Origin of the sequence: Massilia sp. MP_M2 (genome assembly GCF_039123635.1) — a bacterium.
Classification (GTDB): domain Bacteria; phylum Pseudomonadota; class Gammaproteobacteria; order Burkholderiales; family Burkholderiaceae_D; genus Telluria.
The window spans coordinates 134,176-151,601 of the sequence record NZ_JBCHJF010000005.1 but is presented as its reverse complement, the minus strand read 5'-3'; the positions used below and the strand labels follow the sequence as shown (position 1 = coordinate 151,601).

Annotated in this window: 18 protein-coding genes; 8 read left to right on the top strand and 10 right to left on the bottom strand. The window is 65.4% G+C overall.

The window, feature by feature from the left end; translation table 11 throughout:
• Positions 1 to 13 precede the first annotated feature (13 nt).
• Positions 14 to 583, top strand: a complete 570-nt coding sequence (locus RCH14_RS13215; protein WP_343026558.1) for an FMN-binding negative transcriptional regulator — start codon at positions 14 to 16, stop codon at positions 581 to 583.
• A 183-nt stretch (positions 584 to 766) separates the two neighbouring features.
• Here the strand turns inward: RCH14_RS13215 and RCH14_RS13210 are convergent, their stop codons facing one another.
• Together RCH14_RS13210 and RCH14_RS13205 are read right to left on the bottom strand one after the other, a co-directional pair.
• The gene (locus RCH14_RS13210) at positions 767 to 2,437 is read right to left on the bottom strand and encodes an acid phosphatase (protein WP_343026557.1); all 1,671 of its coding nucleotides are present in this window, start codon (positions 2,435 to 2,437) and stop codon (positions 767 to 769) included.
• 273 nt (positions 2,438 to 2,710) lie between these two features.
• Positions 2,711 to 3,181, bottom strand: coding sequence for a GyrI-like domain-containing protein (locus RCH14_RS13205; protein WP_343026556.1), 471 nt, complete (start codon positions 3,179 to 3,181; stop codon positions 2,711 to 2,713).
• A gap of 106 nt (positions 3,182 to 3,287) precedes the next feature.
• Here RCH14_RS13205 and RCH14_RS13200 point away from each other — a divergent pair, with 106 nt between their 5' ends.
• On the top strand, positions 3,288 to 3,872 hold the full coding sequence (locus tag RCH14_RS13200; protein ID WP_343026555.1) for an O-methyltransferase: 585 nt from the start codon (positions 3,288 to 3,290) through the stop codon (positions 3,870 to 3,872).
• A 110-nt stretch (positions 3,873 to 3,982) separates the two neighbouring features.
• Complete coding sequence (locus tag RCH14_RS13195; RefSeq protein WP_343026554.1) at positions 3,983 to 4,612, top strand: head GIN domain-containing protein; 630 nt, start codon at positions 3,983 to 3,985, stop codon at positions 4,610 to 4,612.
• Positions 4,613 to 4,615: 3 nt separating this feature from the next.
• Here the strand turns inward: RCH14_RS13195 and RCH14_RS13190 are convergent, their stop codons facing one another.
• The 7 genes from RCH14_RS13190 to cydD form a co-directional block, all read right to left on the bottom strand.
• Positions 4,616 to 4,954, bottom strand: coding sequence for a DUF4326 domain-containing protein (locus RCH14_RS13190; RefSeq protein ID WP_343026553.1), 339 nt, complete (start codon positions 4,952 to 4,954; stop codon positions 4,616 to 4,618).
• Positions 4,955 to 4,999: 45 nt separating this feature from the next.
• Positions 5,000 to 5,320, bottom strand: coding sequence for a helix-turn-helix transcriptional regulator (locus RCH14_RS13185; protein ID WP_183554016.1), 321 nt, complete (start codon positions 5,318 to 5,320; stop codon positions 5,000 to 5,002).
• Positions 5,321 to 5,458: 138 nt separating this feature from the next.
• Positions 5,459 to 5,566: a cytochrome bd-I oxidase subunit CydX gene (gene cydX / locus RCH14_RS13180; protein ID WP_183554018.1), complete on the bottom strand. Its 108-nt coding sequence runs from the start codon at positions 5,564 to 5,566 to the stop codon at positions 5,459 to 5,461.
• Between the two features lie 46 nt (positions 5,567 to 5,612).
• Complete coding sequence (gene cydB, locus RCH14_RS13175; protein ID WP_343026552.1) at positions 5,613 to 6,770, bottom strand: cytochrome d ubiquinol oxidase subunit II; 1,158 nt, start codon at positions 6,768 to 6,770, stop codon at positions 5,613 to 5,615.
• 6 nt (positions 6,771 to 6,776) lie between these two features.
• Positions 6,777 to 8,387, bottom strand: coding sequence for a cytochrome ubiquinol oxidase subunit I (locus RCH14_RS13170; RefSeq protein WP_343026551.1), 1,611 nt, complete (start codon positions 8,385 to 8,387; stop codon positions 6,777 to 6,779).
• A gap of 42 nt (positions 8,388 to 8,429) precedes the next feature.
• Positions 8,430 to 10,262 (bottom strand): ATP-binding cassette domain-containing protein, encoded by a 1,833-nt coding sequence (locus RCH14_RS13165; RefSeq protein WP_343026550.1) that lies wholly within the window; start codon positions 10,260 to 10,262, stop codon positions 8,430 to 8,432.
• Positions 10,259 to 11,944: a thiol reductant ABC exporter subunit CydD gene (gene cydD, locus RCH14_RS13160; protein ID WP_343026549.1), complete on the bottom strand. Its 1,686-nt coding sequence runs from the start codon at positions 11,942 to 11,944 to the stop codon at positions 10,259 to 10,261. Before cydD ends, RCH14_RS13165 begins: the two co-directional genes overlap by 4 nt.
• A 287-nt stretch (positions 11,945 to 12,231) precedes the next feature.
• On the opposite strand from cydD, the gene RCH14_RS13155 reads away from it, so the two are divergent.
• The 5 genes from RCH14_RS13155 (at position 12,232) to RCH14_RS13135 (ending at position 17,077) form a co-directional block, all read left to right on the top strand.
• Complete coding sequence (locus RCH14_RS13155; RefSeq protein ID WP_343026548.1) at positions 12,232 to 12,804, top strand: GbsR/MarR family transcriptional regulator; 573 nt, start codon at positions 12,232 to 12,234, stop codon at positions 12,802 to 12,804.
• 76 nt (positions 12,805 to 12,880) lie between these two features.
• Positions 12,881 to 13,453, top strand: coding sequence for a hypothetical protein (locus RCH14_RS13150; protein WP_343026547.1), 573 nt, complete (start codon positions 12,881 to 12,883; stop codon positions 13,451 to 13,453).
• Between the two features lie 463 nt (positions 13,454 to 13,916).
• Positions 13,917 to 15,356, top strand: coding sequence for a methyl-accepting chemotaxis protein (locus RCH14_RS13145; RefSeq protein WP_343026546.1), 1,440 nt, complete (start codon positions 13,917 to 13,919; stop codon positions 15,354 to 15,356).
• Positions 15,357 to 15,374: 18 nt separating this feature from the next.
• A complete protein-coding gene (locus tag RCH14_RS13140) occupies positions 15,375 to 16,628 on the top strand; it encodes a hypothetical protein (RefSeq protein ID WP_343026545.1) in 1,254 nt (417 codons plus the stop codon).
• A gap of 2 nt (positions 16,629 to 16,630) precedes the next feature.
• Positions 16,631 to 17,077, top strand: a complete 447-nt coding sequence (locus tag RCH14_RS13135; protein WP_343026544.1) for a phosphate ABC transporter substrate-binding protein — start codon at positions 16,631 to 16,633, stop codon at positions 17,075 to 17,077.
• Positions 17,078 to 17,101: 24 nt separating this feature from the next.
• Here the strand turns inward: RCH14_RS13135 and RCH14_RS13130 are convergent, their stop codons facing one another.
• The gene (locus RCH14_RS13130) at positions 17,102 to 17,383 is read right to left on the bottom strand and encodes a hypothetical protein (protein ID WP_343026543.1); all 282 of its coding nucleotides are present in this window, start codon (positions 17,381 to 17,383) and stop codon (positions 17,102 to 17,104) included.
• Positions 17,384 to 17,426 lie beyond the last annotated feature (43 nt).

Below are 17,426 nucleotides of genomic sequence, written 5' to 3'. Positions count from 1 at the left end.
GGAGACATATTGCATGTATTGCCCTGCCAGCTTTGCCCAGCCTGACAGCACCAGCCTGCACGACCTGATCGCCGCCTACCCATTGGGCCTGCTGGTGACGCACAGCGACGGCGTGCCGGATGCCGATCACCTGCCATTCGATGCGTACGCCAGCGAGGGGGTGTTGCGCACACATGTCGCGCGTCGCAATCCCCTCTGGCGGCGCGACGGGCAGCAGGTGCTGGTCGTGTTTCGGGGTCCATCGGCGTATGTCACGCCGGATCGCGTGGAAAAAGACGAGACGGGTGGCCGCGTGGTGCCCACCTGGACCTACAACGTGGTGCATGTGCACGGCCGGCTGCGCACGATCGACGAGCCGGCCTGGCTGCTGGCGCAGGTAACGCGCCTGACCGACCGCATGGAAGGCACGCACCCCGCGCCATGGGCGGTGAGCGATGCACCACCGGCGTACATCGAGGCGATGCTGAACGCCATCGTCGGCCTCGAGATCGTGATCGAGCGGATCGAAGGAAAGTGGAAAACCGAGCCGCCGCCACGGGTGCGATCCACCCCTGGAGCCAGCCCGGTCAATGCCGGCTCTTAGTGGCTCGCGCCGGTAGCACCTGAGGCGCCGGCGCTGCCCATCTTGCCGCCAGCAAGCTGCCCGGCGTGCTGCAAGTGCGCCTGCACGAGCGGGATCGTCTTGTCGACCTGACCCTTGGCGTCGGCATCCCTGGCGGCTTGCGAGGCTTTTTGCAGCTTGGCCAGCCTCGACGGCTGGCGCCTGTCAACGAAATTGCAGCGTCGCCGTCAGATCGCCCGGCGGACGGGCGCCGCGCCCTTTGAACGCGGCGTTGCGCACGGCCAGGCCTTCCAGCAGCGGCAAACCGTGCAGGCGCGTGATGAAGCGCAGCACCGAGGTCGTGTCATAGAAATTGTGGTCGACCGCGCCGCGCTTGGCGTGCGGCGACACCACGATCGCCGGGATGCGCGAGCCCGGGCCCCAGCGGTCGCCCTTGGGCGGGGCCACGTGGTCCCACCAGCCGCCGTTCTCGTCGAAGGTAATTACCACCACCATGTCTTTCCACTGAGGTGACTTTTTCAGGTGCTCGATGACGTTGGCGACATGAGCGTCACCCGACTCGATGTCGGAGTACCCGGCATGCAGGTTCAGGTTGCCTTGCGGCTTGTAGAACGCGACCGCCGGCAGCTTGCCGGCAATCACGTCGGCAATGAAACGGTTCGAGATCGGGCTGTCGCCCAGGCCGCCGTCGCGCAGGTGGTCGGCGCGCGCCTTGGTTCCCGGGGCGAACTGCCTGAAGTAATTGAGTGGCTGATGATGGTATTGGAAGTTCGGCTTCTGGCCGGCGCCGCGGCCATCGAGCGCCACTTGCTGGCCGCCGCCATACCAGGCCCAGCCTACGCCCCGCCGTGACAGCAGGTCACCGATCGTGTCGTGGGTTTGCGGCGGCAGCACGCTGGCGTCGTGCGGATCGGCGTGCAGCGGGTCGCCATCGATGGCCGGGCGCACCCAGCTCGGCTGGTATGGCGGCGCCATCGTGTTGACGGCGTAACCGTCCGGCGTCATCGCGCCATTGCGCACGACCTTTGGCGGGCCATCGAGCGCCGAGGCCGGCGAATCGGGTTCCAGGGCCAGGCGCACGCCTAGCGGGCCATCGGCCAGCACCGCGATCTTCGTCCTGGCCGCCGTGTGCGCAGCATCGAAGTATTCCGGCACCCGGCCGCTGATCAGGAACTGGTGGTTCAGGTACGAGCCGCCAAGTGCGGCCATGAAGAAGTTGTCGCACAACGTGAATTCGCGCGCGATCTGCCACAGGCCGAGGTTCTTCGACGTCTCGCCGTAATAGCCCATCACCATGCCACCGGCATCGGACCAGGCGGCAAAGCCGTCGTTGCGCCCGCCATTGATCTGCATCTGGTTGTGATAGAACTGGTGCACCAGGTCGCGCGTGACGATCGCTTCCGGCAGTGGCTTGCCGTCGCCGTCGGTCAGCTTGAACGGCGCGTTCGGTAGCAGGGCCAATTGCTTTTCATCGATCAGGTAATCCTTGCCGCCGATATTCTGGCGGCCCGGCACCATGCCGCCCCAAATTTTGGGCAAGGTCGGCAGGACCGAACCGTCGCGGTCGCGCTGCTGCAGGCGCGCTGCAGGCACGGCCGCCAGAGGCTCGGCCAGGCCGGGAAAATCGGCAAACAGGTTGTTGAAGCTGCGGTTTTCCAGGTAGATCACGACCACGTTCTTGACGTGGGCGCGTAGCTTGGCGTCGAGCGAACTGCTGGCCGGCGCCCTGGCGGCGGCGGGCGCTGCGCTTGCCACACCGGGTAGCGTGCCGGCGCCGGCCACCACGCCAGCAGCAGCAGCGGCCTGGAAGATGCGCCTGCGCGCCGGATTGCCTGGCTGGGTGGACGCGTCCGGTCCGGGATCTTGCTCGTGCACGTGCTGCTCCTGTCGCTGGCGGTCATGGCGAACGCAAAGCAGGCATTATCCGTGCACTTTACGAAGGGGAACAAGCAGATGGGGATGAAAAGTTCCGACCGTCAAACGGTTGTCACATTTAAGCAGCACAATGCAAGTGCTCCTTGGGAAGGGAACGCGGCAGCGCAAGCTGCCCTACCGGCGCCGGCGGTCGGGAAATATACCGGCACCAATTTACTGAGATGTAAGCCAAGACACGGCCCCGACGCGGGCCGTGTCGTTTTTTATAGCAGCTCAACCGTAGAGCGGCACCAGGATGTCGTAGGCATTGTCGGGCCGCGCGCCATCGTCGACGGTCGGCGTGTAGCGGCGGTCATACCGCTCCAGGCGGATCCCCTCTTCATCGGCTTGCATGCCCAGTTGCTCCATCGCGGCCGTGCCGGTCGCGTGCGAGGCTTGCGCATGCAGCATCGGGCCGCGGTGCGTCATCAGGGCGTAGCGGCGCGCCGGCACGCGGATCCCGATCATGCCGGGCGGGAGCTGGTCCAGGTCAGCGACCTCGACGGCTACGCATTCGACCTGCTCACCATCGTCCCGGCGCAGCGTCACGCCATAGCGGACACCGTTGTGCTCGCCCAGCTCGCCTTCACGGGCGAGGAATGCTTTCCAGATCTCGGGCGACTCCGTTTCCGGCGCTGAAATTGGCGCAACTGCTGGTAGCCCGGCGAGCTTCATTTCAGGTAGTGTGATGGTCGAGATGTGCATGATGTGGACTTCAAAAGGGACGAGAAGATTATAGGCTTATCCCTTCGGCAATATTAGCAACGTCGCAATCGTGCGCTTCGATTCCCGGACAAAATGGAGACAACCGTTGACTACTTCACTTAAAGCCCTGCTGAAAGAGCTGGAAACCTTCGGCGCCAGTCACGATGCGGCCCACGAGAACCGTGCCAGCCGCATGCTCAACATCACCCACGATACCGGCGAGTTTCTGGCCGTTCTGGTGCGGGCGATGGGCGCACGCCGCATTCTCGAGATCGGTACCTCCAACGGCTACTCGACGCTGTGGCTGGCCGATGCAGCTGCTGCGCACGATGGTCTCGTCACGACGGTCGAACTGTCGTCCGCGAAGGTCGCCATGGCGCGCGCCAACGTCGGGCGCGTCGGGCTGGGTGAGCGGGTGCATCAGGTCGAAGGTGACGCAGGCGACCTCCTGGCCGGCAGCGCCGACGCGGCGTTCGACCTCGTCTTTCTGGATTCGGAGCGCACTGCCTACCTGGCCTGGCTGCCGCAGATCGCACGCGTGCTGCGCCCCGGCGGGCTGGTGGTGGTGGATAACGCCACCTCGCACGCGCAGGAACTGGCGCCGTTCATGCAGGCACTGCGCTGCGCGCCGGGCTGGAGCACCAGCCTGGTCGCGGTCGGCAAAGGCCAATTTCTCGCCACCAAACACTGATTCCGGCGCCTGTGCAGTTCAGGCCCCGTTTCTTGCAATCCATCGCAAGGTCGGGGCTGCGGGTGGATGTCGTGCCTAGAATGGACGTCATCAACTCACCGGAGAACATCATGAAACGCACCGTCATCGTCGCCCTTCTGTCGCTCGCATCCTTCTCGATCCAGGCCGCCGAACAGGTGCGCAGCGTGACGCCGTTCAAGACCATCGATTCACAAGGCCCGGTGAGCCTGGTGGTCGAGGTGGGCAAGGCGCACTCGGTGCGGGTCGAGGGCAACCAGAAATTCATCGACCGCGTGAAGACGGACGTCGTGAATGGTGAGTTGCGCCTGTCGTTCGCGGACAAGAACAGCAAGAACATTAATATCGACGATGGTGAACGGGTGGTCGTCACGATGCCCGAGCTCACCAGCTTCCGCGGCGAAGGTGCTGGCCTGATGATCCTGAATAATGTGCGCACCGAGCGCTTCGACGTGAACTACCGCGGCGCCGGCAGCCTGCAAATGAACGGCAAGGTCGGCCAGTTGCGCCTGAATGCAGAGGGCGTGGGCGAAGTCGACGCCAGGGCCCTGATCGCGCAGGATGCGGATGTGACCTTCCGCGGCATCGGCGACGTGAGCGTGCATGCCACCAACAAGCTCAACGCCAGCGTTCAGGGCCTGGGCAACCTCACGTATTACGGCAAGCCGACATCGGTGAGCAAGTCGGTCTCGGGCATCGGCAACGTCACCGCCGCCAAATAACCATCACGCATTGACGAGATCGATCAGCACCTGCGCATGACACGGTGTGCCTGGTCGGCACCAGCATGCCAGGTCATGGCCGCGCAGCGTCGCATGTGCCTGTTGCGCCACCTGCTGCCCCGCCGGATCGATCTGCAGCCACAGGCGATACGCCGCCACGGCTTCTTCGACCGTCGGCATCGCGATATAGCGCCCCGCCGGTGTGCCGGGCGCCAGCTCGGGCAGCACCGAAAATGGATTGCCCCACTTGCCAGGCCGCGCCACGGAGATCGTGTTGGGCGGCATGCGCCAGCCTTTCTTGCGGCTCAGTTGCACGCGTTGCGGCGTGGTGGTTGACGTCATGGTGATCCTCGTCGATGGCAGCACCGGCAATTCCGGCATCGACGATCATACCGTCGCCAGGCGCTCCTGCATCGACTGCGCACCTGCGTTGCCGCAGGTGGCGGACAGGAACTCCATCAGGCCCTGCAGGGTCTCCACGCGCGCGCGGTAGAAGATGAAACGGCCCTGCTGACGCGGCGCGACCAGGCCCGCGTGCGTGAGTTCCTTCAAATGGAATGACAGGGACGATGCCGGCATATCGAGGGTTGCTGCAATATGGCTTGCGGACTGGCCCTGAGGGCCGGCCTGCACCAGCAGCCGAAACGCGGCAAAGCGGGATTCCTGGGCAAGCGCGGAGAGTGCAACGATGGCGAGATTGGTTTGCATGCGGTCATTCAAAGTTCGATTCAACGGTCCCGGACGCTTACACCGCCGGGCCACCGTTCGAATACTGTCGAATGACTTTGACAGGGTGATGACATGGGTGCCTGCCGGCGCAAATCAGCCATGCCGGCAAGGCTGTCATCATGCCTGCTGGCGCTGCGCGTCGTCCATCAGCTCGTACCACATTGCATTGAGGACGGCGAAGGCCGCCGCGAGCGGCAGGCCGAGTAGCCAGGCGAAATACCACATGGTGAAGTCCTTTCTGATTGCGTGTTTCGATGGGTTTTTGGTCAAGTTAATAAGCGTGGCTCGTGCCGCCGCTGATATCGCCTGGTACCACCTTGCCCCACAAGACCTTGTAGACCCAGCTCGTGTAGAGCAGGATCAGGGGCAGGAAGATGAAGGTTGCAACGAGCATGATGAACAGCGTCAGGTGGCTCGACGACGCATCCCACACCGTCAGGCTGGCTTGCGGCTGGATCGACGATGGCAAGATGAACGGGAACATCGACGCCCCCACACTGAGCACGATGCCGGCGATCGACAGGCTCGACGTGAGCATGGCCACGCCCTCCCGGCGCCGCACCAGCGCCATCAGGGTCAGCAGCGCACCGGCGATGCCGGCTGCCGGTGCGAGCTGCGTCCATGGATGCGCGGCGTAATTGGCGAACCAGCTGCCCGCCACGCCCGCGTCGACAGTCTTGAACAGCGGATTGGATGGGCCGCTCGTCACCACTGCGCTCGTGATGCGATAGCCATCGACAAAGCCCCACAGCAGCACGCCGGCCACGGCGTACAGCACCACGGTGGCAATCGCGGCGCGCATGCCCCAGGTGCGTGCCCGGCTGGCCACCAGGCCGTCGGTCTTGAGCACCAGCCAGGCCGCGCCGTGCATCACGAGCATGGCGACCGACACCAGGCCGCACAGCACGGCAAACGGATTGAGCAGGGCAAAGAAGCCGCCCTCGTAAAAGATCTGCTGATCGGGCGCGAGACGGAACGGCACGCCCTGCAGCACGTTGCCCATCGCGACGCCGAAGATCAGCGCCGGCACGAAGCCGCCGACGAACAGGGCCCAGTCCCAGGTCGTGCGCCAGGCGATGCTGTCACGCTTGCTGCGGTATTTAAAGGCGACCGGGCGCAGGATCAGCGCCAGCAGCACGGCCGCCATCGCCAGATAAAAGCCCGAGAACGAGACCGCATACAGCTGCGGCCAGGCGGCGAAGATCGCGCCACCGCCCAGCACCAGCCAGACCTGGTTGCCTTCCCACACGGGGCCGACGGCATTGATGACAACCCGGCGTTCCAGGTCGGTGTTGGCGACAAACGGCAGCAAGGTGCCGGTGCCCAGATCAAAACCGTCGGTCACGGCAAAGCCCACCAGCAGGATGCCCAGCAACAGCCACCAGATGATGCGCAGCGTGTCGTAGTCGAGAAGTGTATGAAGAATCATGGTGTGTTACTCCGCAGTGATCATGGGCGCAGTGCGCATTGCCGGCGTGGTGCCGACCAGTGGGCTGTGGGTGCCCGGCGCGTGGGCAAGTTCGTCTTCCGGGCCCTTGCGGATGGCCTTGACCATCAGCTTCATTTCCACGACGAGCAAGATCGAATACAGCACGACAAAACCGATCAGGGTCGTCAGCACGGTCTGGATGCCAAGGTTCGACACCGCGACCGCGGTGGGCAGCACGCCCTCGATGGCCCACGGCTGGCGCCCGAGTTCGGCGACAATCCAGCCGGCTTCGGCGGCGATCCATGGCAGCGGGATCGACCAGACGGCCACCTTCAGCAGCCACGGATAGGCATCCAGGCGGCGGCGCGCCGACAGCCAGAAAAACACGGCCGTGAGCACGATGAAGAACATGCCCAGGCCGACCATGATGCGGAACGACCAGAACAGCGGCGCGACCTGCGGCACGGTATCCAGGGCGGCCTGCCTGATCTGCGCTTCGCTGGCCTGGCGCGGATCGTCCACGTAGCGCTTGAGCAGCAGCGCGTAACCCAGCACCGCGCTGTGTTCTTCAAAGCGCGCCTGCAGGGCCGGCGGCACCGCTGCCCGGCCACCGAGCGCACGAATCTCTTCGAGCGCGCCATAGGCCACGATGCCCTGGCGCACCCGCACCTCGGCCAGCTTGACCAGGTCATTGATGCCGGGGATCTCGTTCGACAGCGATCGCGTGCCGATCAGGCCCATCACCCACGGAATATGAATCGCATAGTGCGTCTCGCGCGCGCCCTGGTCGGGAAAGCCGAAGGCGGTAAACGCGGCCGGCGCCGGCTGCGTTTCCCACATGCCTTCGATCGCAGCAAGTTTCATGTGCTGGTGCTCGGTCGCCAGGTAACCGCTTTCGTCACCCAGCACCACCACCGACAGCGAGGCCGCCAGACCGAACGACGCGGCCACCGTCATCGAACGCTTGGCCAGCTCGACATGGCGGCCCTTGAGCAGGTACCAGGCTGCAATGCCGAGCACGAACATCGCCGCGATCACATAGCCGGCCGACACGGTGTGCACGAACTTGGCCTGCGCTACCGGATTGGCCAGCACCGCGCCGAAGTCCGTCACTTCCATGCGCATCGTCTGCGGGTTGAGCGTGGCGCCGATCGGGTTCTGCATCCAGCCATTGGCGATCAGGATCCACAGCGCCGAAAAGTTGGTGCCAAGGGCCACCAGCCACGTCACGACCAGGTGCTGCACCTTCGACAGGCGATCCCAGCCGAAGAAGAACAGGCCGACAAAGGTAGCCTCGAGAAAGAACGCCATCAGGCCCTCGATCGCCAGCGGCGCGCCGAACACGTCGCCCACGTAATGGCTGTAGTAGCTCCAGTTCATGCCGAACTGGAATTCCATCACGAGGCCCGTCGAGACGCCGATGGCAAAGTTGATTCCGAACAGCACGCCCCAGAACTTGGTCATCTGGCGCCAGATGGGGCGCCCCGTCATCACATACACGGTTTCCATGATGGCGATGAGCATCGACAACCCCAGTGTCAGGGGGACAAACAGAAAGTGGTACAGCGCCGTCAAGGCAAACTGCAGTCGGGAGAGCCCGACAACGTCGAGATCCATGGTGAATCCTTTCTTCTCAGATACGTCGGTGGTTGGTTATTTTTAGTGTTGGCGCAGCGCGCCCAGTGCCGCATCGAATGCCGGGGTGCCACGCCGCAGGTCGGCATCGATGTGCCCGTCTTTCATCACGAGCAGCCGGTCGGCCAGCGCGGCTTCACGCCGCAGATGCGTGGCCACCAGCAGCGTGCGGCCGCTGGCATGCAGCGCCAGGCGGGCCAGCACATCGGCTGCGGTAGCGCCGTCGAGTGCCTCGGTCGGCTCGTCGAGCAGCCAGAAATCGGCCCGGCGCAACAGCAGGCGCGCCAGCGCCAGGCGGCGCGACTGGCCGCCCGACAGGCCAAGACCGCCCTCGCCCAGCAAGGTGTCGAGGCCACAGGCAAAGCCGCGCACGTCCTGTTCCAGGCCGGCTGCATGCAGCGCAGCCCACAATTGCACATCGGTGGCGGCGGGGTCGGCCAGGCGCAGGTTGTCGCGCAGGCTGTCGCAAAACAGCTCGGTGCGCTGGGTCAGCCAGGTAGCGGGCTGCGCCCATATCTGGCCCGCTTGCGCAGCCAGTTCGCCGGCTGCCAGCGCCAGCAGTGTCGACTTGCCGACGCCGCTGCTGCCCACCACCGCAACCCGCTCGCCAATGGCGATGTGCAGATCGGTGGCATGCAAGGCAGCGCTGCTGCGGCCGGGATGGACCACGGTGGCGGCGTACAGCAGCAACGCAGTGCCGGCGGCAGCAGGCGCCGGCACCCCTGTGTCGGCCTGCTGGCGCAGGCGCGGTGCTACCCGGCGCATGGCCAGCCAGCTGCGGCCGGCCTCGATCGCGCCGCGCCGCAGCGCGGCAAACGGCTCCAGTGCGGCCAGCGCGATCAGCAGCGCCAGCGCCGCAGCGGGTGCGCCCAGCACTGCGGCCGATGCGCCCGCCGCAGCAGCACGCTCGCCCGGTGCTTGCCGCTGTGCCTGCGGCTGTACGTGTTGCACCTGCTGCTGCACTCGGGGCTGTATCTGATGCATCTGCTGCTCTGGGTGCAGCGCCACTTGCTGCGCCAGCGCCCCCACTGCCAGCAGGATGGCGGCGACGGTGACATGGCCACCGACCGCGTACATCCAGCCGGCGCCGGTTTCCAGCCGGTGCAGTGCGGCGTCCTGGTGCGCCAAGGTCATGTCGAGGCGCGCCAGTTGGGCGCACTGCGCCGGCAACCGGCCAGCCAGCGCCAGGTCGGTCTGGCCGGCGACCAGGTCGATCACCTTGGCGCGCAGCCGTTCCAGCGCCCGGACGCGGCGCAGCGCCACCGGCCGCGCCAGGCGCGCCACGCACAGGGTCACGCCCCAGCCGACCGCCAGCAACCAGCAGAACATCGCCGCGCCAAGGCGCCAGTCGAGATTCGCCAGCACCAGGCCGGCCAGCAGCGCTGCACCGCAGGCCGCGATGGCCGGCACGATCAGCCGCAGATAGATCGATTCGAGGGCATCGATGTCGCCCGTCAGGCGAAACAGCAGGCGCGACGGCCGGCGCAGCAGTGCGCGTGCAGCATGGGGCGTGGCCCAGCCACGAAACAGCCGCTCGCGCAGCCCAGCCAATACGCCAAGCGTGGCGTCGTGCGTCACCGTGCGCTCGGCGTAACGGCCGAAGGTGCGCCCCAAAGCCAGCAGGCGGATCGCCGCGCTCGGCACGAACACATTGAACATGACGGCGCTGCCGGCCAGGCCGGCCAGGGCCGCCGATGTGATGAACCAGCCCGAGGTGCCCAGCAGCGCCATCCCGGCCAGCACCACCAGCGTCGACAGAACCGCACCCAGCGCCAGGCGCCGCCCAGCGGTCCGGATGAACAGGGACAGCACCGGCGTCATGTCGTTGTCGCGCTTTGTTTCTTTGCCACGTCTCATGCTGCGCTCCGTTGGATCAGTGGTTCGCCAAGCCGCACAACGCGGCCCAGGCGCGCGGCCAGGGTCAGGTCATGGGTGGAGACAATCATGGTGCGGCCCTGCGCCAGGTGCAGCAGCGCCTCGATCACGCCGGCGGCGGTGTCGCGGTCGAGGTGGGCGGTGGGCTCGTCGACCAGCAACAGGCCCGCCTGCGGCGAGCACATCGCGCGGGCCAGCGCGAGGCGCACCAGCTCGCCGCCCGACAGGCCAAGGCCGCCCTCGCCCAGGCTCTCACCCGGCGAGGCATGCTCGATATGGCCAAGACCCGCGCGTCCCACGGCGCGGCTGACGGCATCGACCGTCACACCATCACGGTCGAGCGCCACATTGGCGCGCACCGAGCCGGCAAACACGTGCGGCTTCTGGCCGATCCAGACCATGCGCGCGCGCAGGCCGGCAGCCGACCCGGCGTCCAGCGGCACACCGCCGATGCGCACGGTGCCGCCGTCGCTCGGCGAGAGGCCGGCAATGATCGACAACAGCGTGGTCTTGCCGCTGCCGCTGGGGCCGACCAGCGCCACGTGCTCGCCGACGCGGACATACAGATCCTGCTGGTCGAACAGCGGCGCTTCGCCCGGGTGCGCAAAGCGCAGGCCCTCGATATCGACCGATGGCGCGCGGCCGATGCGCAGCGCATCGTCCTGCCCTTGCAGTGCGCCTGGCAGCGGCAAGCCGGCAGATTGCAGCTGGTCAAGCGCCTCGAGCGCCGCTACGCCGGCAGCCTTGTCGTGCCACACCGCCGCCAGTTCGCGCAGCGGTTCGAAAAACGCCGGCGCCAGCAGCAGCACGAACAGGCCTTCGGTCAGCGTCAGCTGGCTGCCCCAGCTGCCCGGCCCGATTTCACCAAGCAGATGGAAACCCACGTACACCGCCACCAGCGCCACGCCCAGCGCCGAGAACAATTCGAGCGCGGTCGACGACAAGAAAGCAATACGCAGTACCCGCATGGTGCTGGCGCGGACGGCTTCGCCCGACGCCCGTACCCGGTTGCCGGTGGCATCGACGGCGCCCAGCGCGCGCAGCGTCGACAGGCCACGCAGCCGGTCGAGCAGAAAGCCGCTCATGCCGCCGATGAGCTGCAGTTGCGCTTCGCTGGCAGCCTTCGCACGCCAGCCGATGACGGCCATGAACAGCGGAATGAGGGGCGCGGCCAGCACCAGGATCAGCGCGGCAAGCCACGAGAAGTAACAGACGACGAGCGCGATGACGGGCGGCGCCAGCAGCACCCGCAAGCGCGCTGGCCCGTAGCGCAGCAGCCATGGCAGCACCGCTTCGGCCTGTTCGGCCACGATGCTGGCGGCCTGGCCGGATGGCAGGCGCGCGCGGTCCAGCGGCGAGCGCGCTGCCAGGGCTTGCACGGCAGCCTGGCGCTTGGCCGCGAGCTGGCTGCGTGACACCGCAAACAAGCGCCGCGCGCCCCAGGCTTCGCTGCTGGCGCGCAGCACGCCAAGCACCAGGAAGCCCAGCGCCGGCAGCAGCATGTCGGCCATCCCGGCGCCCTGGGCGAGGCGCCCCACGGCATGCGCCAGCAGCGCCGCCTGCGGAATCCACAGCAGCGCCGCACCGCTCATCACCAGCGTGGCGCCACGCGCAGGGCCAGGGCCTGTAAGCAGTGCCGGGCGGCGGGATTGGCTGCGATGCATCGTGGTTCTCCAGACGTTGTTGCAAGAAAGCGGCAGACGTACGGGGGCCATGGCCATCAACGTCGGACGTGCCCCGGAATAAACTTTTTGTATTTTCTAGAACTTCAGAATTTTCGGAAGGTGAATGAATTATGCGCTGAAACTTTCGGTTTGTATGCAATGGGTGACCAAGTTAGTCGGGAATTACGAACCTATTAACAACATGGCGGCAAACACGCGCATGCGTGGTCCGTGTCCGGGTGACGTGGGATAATTCACCTTTCACAAGCATCGAAAAGTTCGCAACCATGACGCCACTTGTCCAAACGTTTGTCAGTCACTTCGGCGAGATGGGCAGCCGCTGGGGCATCAACCGCACGGTGGGGCAGATCTACGCCCTGCTCTTCGTTTCTGAAGAACAGCTGCATGCCGACGACATCGGCGAAAAACTCGGCATTTCGCGCTCGAACGTGAGCATCGGCCTGAAAGAATTGCAGTCGTGGGGCCTCGTGCGCCTGTCGCGCATTCCGGGCGACCGTCGCGAATACTTCACGTCACTGGGCGACGTGTGGGAAATCTTCCGCGTGGTCGCCGCCGAGCGGCGCCGGCGCGAAGTCGCACCGACGCTGTCGGTACTGCGCGAATCGCTGCTGGCCACCGCCAACCATCCCGAAGACAAGTTCGCGCAGGAGCGCATGCGCGAAATGCACGAACTGGTCGACCTGGCCAACAACTGGTTCGACGACCTGCAGCGCCTGTCGCCGGAATCGATGGCGCAGCTGATGAAGATGGGGTCCAAGGTCCAGAAGCTGCTCTCGGCCAAAGACCGTCTGTTCGCTGCGAAAGACGGCAAGGCGCCGAAGGAAACGCCCGAAGAATAAGGCGGTCGGCATAGCCGTGCTCGCCTCTTTCGGCCGAGCGGCTAGACTGGGCTTTTCCTTTTTCTGTTCCCAGTCCATGAATATCGTTTGCATCGCCTGGGGCTCGCTGCTCTGGAAACCCCAGGGTCTGAAGCTCGCCTCCGGATGGCATCCGGGCGGCCCCGCCATGCCCATCGAGTTTGCGCGCCAAAGCGACGACAGTCCCGAACTGGCACTCGTGCTGTGCGACAGCGCGCGCCTCATGCCCACCTACTGGGCCTACGTCGCCACCCGTGATCTGGACACCGCCCGCGCCATGCTGTGCGCGCGCGAAAAGATCAGGCCCGCGTTCCCCGAGTGGGTCGGCAGCGTCCCGGCGCAGGATGGCGCGGAGGATAATCCGCGCGTGGCCGCCTGGCTGCGCGCCAAGGGCATCGACGCGGCCATCTGGACCGCGATCCCGCCGAAATTCGATGGCGTGAGCGGCCGCGTGCCGACGGTCGACGAAGCCGTGGCATGGCTTGACAGTTGCAGCGGCGCGCAGCGCGACGCCGCCGAGGATTACATCCGCCGCACGCCAGCCCACATCGATACCCCGTACCGGCGCATCATCGCAGCGCGCCTGGGCTGGCACCCGCTGCGCGAGGCGCATGTGACGCAAATCCGCTGACCGGTGCGATGCGTTACCGCACCCAGGCCTGCGCATGCGCCAGCGTCACGCTTGATGTCGCGCGTCGCACGTAGAAATTGTTGACTGCGGGCTGTGACGGCGCTTGCCCTGTTGCCGTCACGGCGCCCTGCACATCCTTCACCCAAAGCGTGGCAGCACATAATTACGACACTAGCTGCCATGTCTGTACGAATTGCCATAACTTTTGGCCGATTTGCACGATCTGCAGGAAAAACAAGTCAATACTGCAGCTTCTGCGATATTTCCATATAGAAATTAATCACACTTTCTCACCACGATCATCATATTTGCTGACCTTGGCACTGCAAATTCATGCAGAGATGACAAAACAGCACACGATCCGCACACATCTAGTGGTAAGAATATCTTGAACTTCGCCAACAGTTTCTCCTGATCTATATTTTTCAGGTTAAATAGTGAAAAATCACTGAGCGAGACCCTGATGCCGACCCAATCCAACCTGCTGCCTGTCTACCGCCATGCCGACCGCTTGCTGATCATCGTCCTATGGGCGATGCTGGGCTTTTCTCTGGCCCTGACCTTCATGCACGACACCATGGTCTGGTCGCTGCTGGTCGGCCTGCCGATCGTGGCGATCGCAAGCGGCATCACGTTCCTGGCCAGCGGTACGCTCACGAGTCGGATGGTCAATGCCGCCGCGCTGATGGCCATGTGCGCGCTGCACATCCATCAAGGTAATGGCCGCGAAGAACTGCACTTCGGTATCTTCGTGTCGCTGGCAATCTTGCTCTGCTATCGCGACTGGCGCGTGATCCTGTTCGCAGCGGGCCTGACTGCCGTGCACCACTTCAGCTTCAACTACCTGCAAGAACTCGGCTATGGCGTCATTTGCCTCACCAAGCCAGGACTGGCGATCGTCTTCATCCACGCCGGTTACGTCATCGTCGAAACGATGGTGCTGTGCTACATCGCGCTGGTGCTGCAACGCGAAGCGCTGCGCTCGGCGGAGCTGCGCACCAGCGTGTCGATGCTGCAGGCCCAGCACGGGATCATCGACCTGCGCGCGCTGGCGCCCGTCACCAGCAGCAGCGGCCGCGCGCTGCGCGACGTGCTGCACACGCTGCAGACGGCGATTGGCCAGGTGCGCGACACGGTCGAGACCACGCGCGGCGCGGCCAGCGACATCGCCGAGGGCAGCGCGTTGCTGTTCGAGCATTCGCGGGAACAGACGGAGGCTTTTGGCCGCGCCGCCGCCGCCATCGACGAACTGGGTGACATCATCCGCGCCAATGCCGACCACGCCCGGCAAGCCAATGCGCTGGCGACGCAGGCATCGGGTATCGCTGCCGTTGGCGGGCGCCAGGTCAGCGCGGTCGTCGAGCGCATGGGCCTGATCGACACGTCATCGCGCCAGATCGCCGAGATCACCGCCGTCATCGATGGCATCGCGTTCCAGACCAATATCCTCGCCCTCAACGCTGCGGTGGAAGCCGCCCGTGCCGGCGAACAGGGGCGCGGTTTCGCGGTCGTCGCCGCCGAAGTGCGGCAACTGGCCCAGCGCTCGGGCGCCGCTGCCCGTGAAATCAAGGGCCTGATCGAGGAATCGGTGCGCCAGGTCAGCGCCGGCAGCAAGCTGGCCCAGGAAGCCGGACGCACGATGGACGACATCGTGCAAAGCGTGACGGACGTGACTGGCATGGTTGGCCGGATCAGCGCGGCCGGCGACGAACAAGCCGTGCGTGTGGCAGCGGTGTCGGATACCATCGGCGCCATGGACAGGTCCTTGCAACACAATACGCAGATGGTCAGCAAGACCGCTGCCGCGGCCGATTCACTGCAGCAGCGGGCCCATGGTCTGGCGCAGATCGTGCGCATCTTCCGGCTCGACACACCAGGCACGGCGCAGCTGGGGCAACCATGAACGCGCTGCGATAACGTCATGGCGTTCATGTCGAACCTGCCAGCGGCGCGTGGCGTCGCCCCCCGCGCCGTGGCGCTGTGCCTGCTGGCCTGGCTGCAGGGCGACGCGCGGGCCCAGGCAACGTGGAACGTGACCGGGTTTGGTACTGTCGCGGCCGTCCATGCCACGCAAGACCTGGGCGACTACACGGTCAACCCCAACTCGCCTGGTCAGGCGGGCTACTCCAAAGCGTGGGCCTTCGATGTGGACAGCCGCGCCGGTGCGCAGCTCAATGTCCGGTTCGACAAGCGCTGGTCGGCCGTGGTCCAGGCGACACAGGAAAAAAGCATCGAGAATTCGTACAAGACCTACCTCACCTGGGCCAATGTGAAGTTCCAGGCCACACCGGAGCTGTCGCTGCGCGCCGGACGGATTGCGCTGCCGCTGTTCCTGTCCGCGGACTATCGCAAGGTGGGCTACGCCCTGCCCTGGCTACGCGCACCGGTCGAACTGTACAGCCTGATGCCGATCACGAACAGCGACGGCGTCGACGCTTCGTACCGCTGGCATACCGGACAGATCAAGCACGAGACCACGGTCTTTCTAGGCCGCGCGACGGCACGCCTGAACACGGAACTTACCGGCAAGGCCCGCAACATCGTCGGCGTTACCGAGAGCGCGACCGCCGGCGCACTGACCATGCGCGTGACGGCCGCGCAGGCGCTATTGGTGGTGCCGGGTGCACAATCGCTGTTCGACGGCCTGCGTGCCTTCGGCCCGCCGGGCGAAGCGCTGGCAGCGCGCTATGACATCGCCAAGCGCCATGTGCGCGTGTTCAGCGCCGGCTTCAATTACGACCCGGGCGACTGGTTCGTCATTGGGGAAAGCGGTCGCATCAACACCGGCTCGATCCTGGGCGACCAGACCGCTTCGTATCTGTCAGCGGGCCGCCGCTTCGGCAATCTGGCGCCCTACGTCACCTATGCGCGCCTGGTCGCCAACCTCGCCGCGCAGACAGCCGGGCTGCCGCTCGACGGCTTGCCGCCCGAAGCGGCGGCGGTGGCGGGCGTTCTGAACGATGCCTTGAATGAACAGCTGCGCCAGATCGGTGTCCAGGACACGGCCAGCATCGGCGTGCGCTGGGATGTCGCACGGAGCATTGCAATCAAGGCGCAGCTCGACCGCGTCAAGCCGCGCGGCGGCTCCATCGGCACCCTGATCAATGTCCAGCCGGGTTTCCGTTCCGGTCAGGCGTTCAACGTCATCAGCCTCGGCATGGACGTCATTTTCTGACCATGATGAGCCGCTCGCTTTCCACACTATTGCTGTCTTTGTGCCTGGGTCCGGCACTTGCGCTGGCGAGCGCCGCTGCGCTGGCAGCCGAGCTGGCCGTGATCGTCTCGGCGCGCAGCACGGTCAGTATGCTCAGTGCCGACCAGGTTGCCGAGATCTTCCTGTTCCAGACCAATCGCTTCCCGAACGGCAATGAAGTCGTGCCCATCGACCAGGATCTCGGTTCGTCGCTGCGTGACGAGTTCTACAGCAAAGTCACGCACCGTACTCCGGCACTCGTGAAAGCCCACTGGGCCAGACTGATCTTTACTGGCCGCGGTCAGCCACCGGCCGAGGTCGATGGCAACGCCGCCATGCGCCGGATGATCGCCGAGAACCCGGGGATGATCGGCTATGTCGAGCGCACCGCACTGGACCCCAGCGTGCGCGCGGTGCTGATCGTACGCTGACGAGGCGCCAGCGCGGTCCGCCTGTCAGCGATTGTCGGGATCGGCCCGGCGTTCCGGCGGGTCGCCCTCTTCGAAGCCGGCAACAAACACCAGCAACACATCGTTCAGGATTTTTTCCTGGCCGGCTTCGAGCAGCGCATTGGCCACCCGCGACAATTCGACCGGATCGGCCTTGCCATAACTGCCGTCGATTGCTCTGCGCGCTACCTTGCCAAGTTCGAACGCCAACTCGGCGACCGCAGTATTTTCCGTCGTTCTCATATCACCCTTTTTTATAGCGAGCACCCGCCGCATGAACATCATCATCGGCGGCGGGCTTGGTTCGGCACATGATACCGGCGAACGGTCG

What these genes read in the sequence shown, in the direction of transcription:
- RCH14_RS13145 (WP_343026546.1), top strand. Translation starts at nt 13,917, where the DNA reads ATGCCGACCCAATCCAACCTGCTGCCTGTCTACCGCCATGCCGACCGC.
- RCH14_RS13135 (WP_343026544.1), top strand. Translation starts at nt 16,631, where the DNA reads ATGATGAGCCGCTCGCTTTCCACACTATTGCTGTCTTTGTGCCTGGGT.
- RCH14_RS13140 (WP_343026545.1), top strand. Translation starts at nt 15,375, where the DNA reads ATGGCGTTCATGTCGAACCTGCCAGCGGCGCGTGGCGTCGCCCCCCGC.
- RCH14_RS13185 (WP_183554016.1), bottom strand. Translation starts at nt 5,320, where the DNA reads ATGCAAACCAATCTCGCCATCGTTGCACTCTCCGCGCTTGCCCAGGAA.
- RCH14_RS13150 (WP_343026547.1), top strand. Translation starts at nt 12,881, where the DNA reads ATGAATATCGTTTGCATCGCCTGGGGCTCGCTGCTCTGGAAACCCCAG.
- RCH14_RS13195 (WP_343026554.1), top strand. Translation starts at nt 3,983, where the DNA reads ATGAAACGCACCGTCATCGTCGCCCTTCTGTCGCTCGCATCCTTCTCG.
- cydD (WP_343026549.1), bottom strand. Translation starts at nt 11,944, where the DNA reads ATGCATCGCAGCCAATCCCGCCGCCCGGCACTGCTTACAGGCCCTGGC.
- RCH14_RS13205 (WP_343026556.1), bottom strand. Translation starts at nt 3,181, where the DNA reads ATGCACATCTCGACCATCACACTACCTGAAATGAAGCTCGCCGGGCTA.
- cydX (WP_183554018.1), bottom strand. Translation starts at nt 5,566, where the DNA reads ATGTGGTATTTCGCCTGGCTACTCGGCCTGCCGCTCGCGGCGGCCTTC.
- RCH14_RS13130 (WP_343026543.1), bottom strand. Translation starts at nt 17,383, where the DNA reads ATGATGATGTTCATGCGGCGGGTGCTCGCTATAAAAAAGGGTGATATG.
- RCH14_RS13215 (WP_343026558.1), top strand. Translation starts at nt 14, where the DNA reads ATGTATTGCCCTGCCAGCTTTGCCCAGCCTGACAGCACCAGCCTGCAC.
- RCH14_RS13190 (WP_343026553.1), bottom strand. Translation starts at nt 4,954, where the DNA reads ATGACGTCAACCACCACGCCGCAACGCGTGCAACTGAGCCGCAAGAAA.
- cydB (WP_343026552.1), bottom strand. Translation starts at nt 6,770, where the DNA reads ATGATTCTTCATACACTTCTCGACTACGACACGCTGCGCATCATCTGG.
- RCH14_RS13170 (WP_343026551.1), bottom strand. Translation starts at nt 8,387, where the DNA reads ATGGATCTCGACGTTGTCGGGCTCTCCCGACTGCAGTTTGCCTTGACG.
- RCH14_RS13165 (WP_343026550.1), bottom strand. Translation starts at nt 10,262, where the DNA reads ATGAGACGTGGCAAAGAAACAAAGCGCGACAACGACATGACGCCGGTG.
- RCH14_RS13155 (WP_343026548.1), top strand. Translation starts at nt 12,232, where the DNA reads ATGACGCCACTTGTCCAAACGTTTGTCAGTCACTTCGGCGAGATGGGC.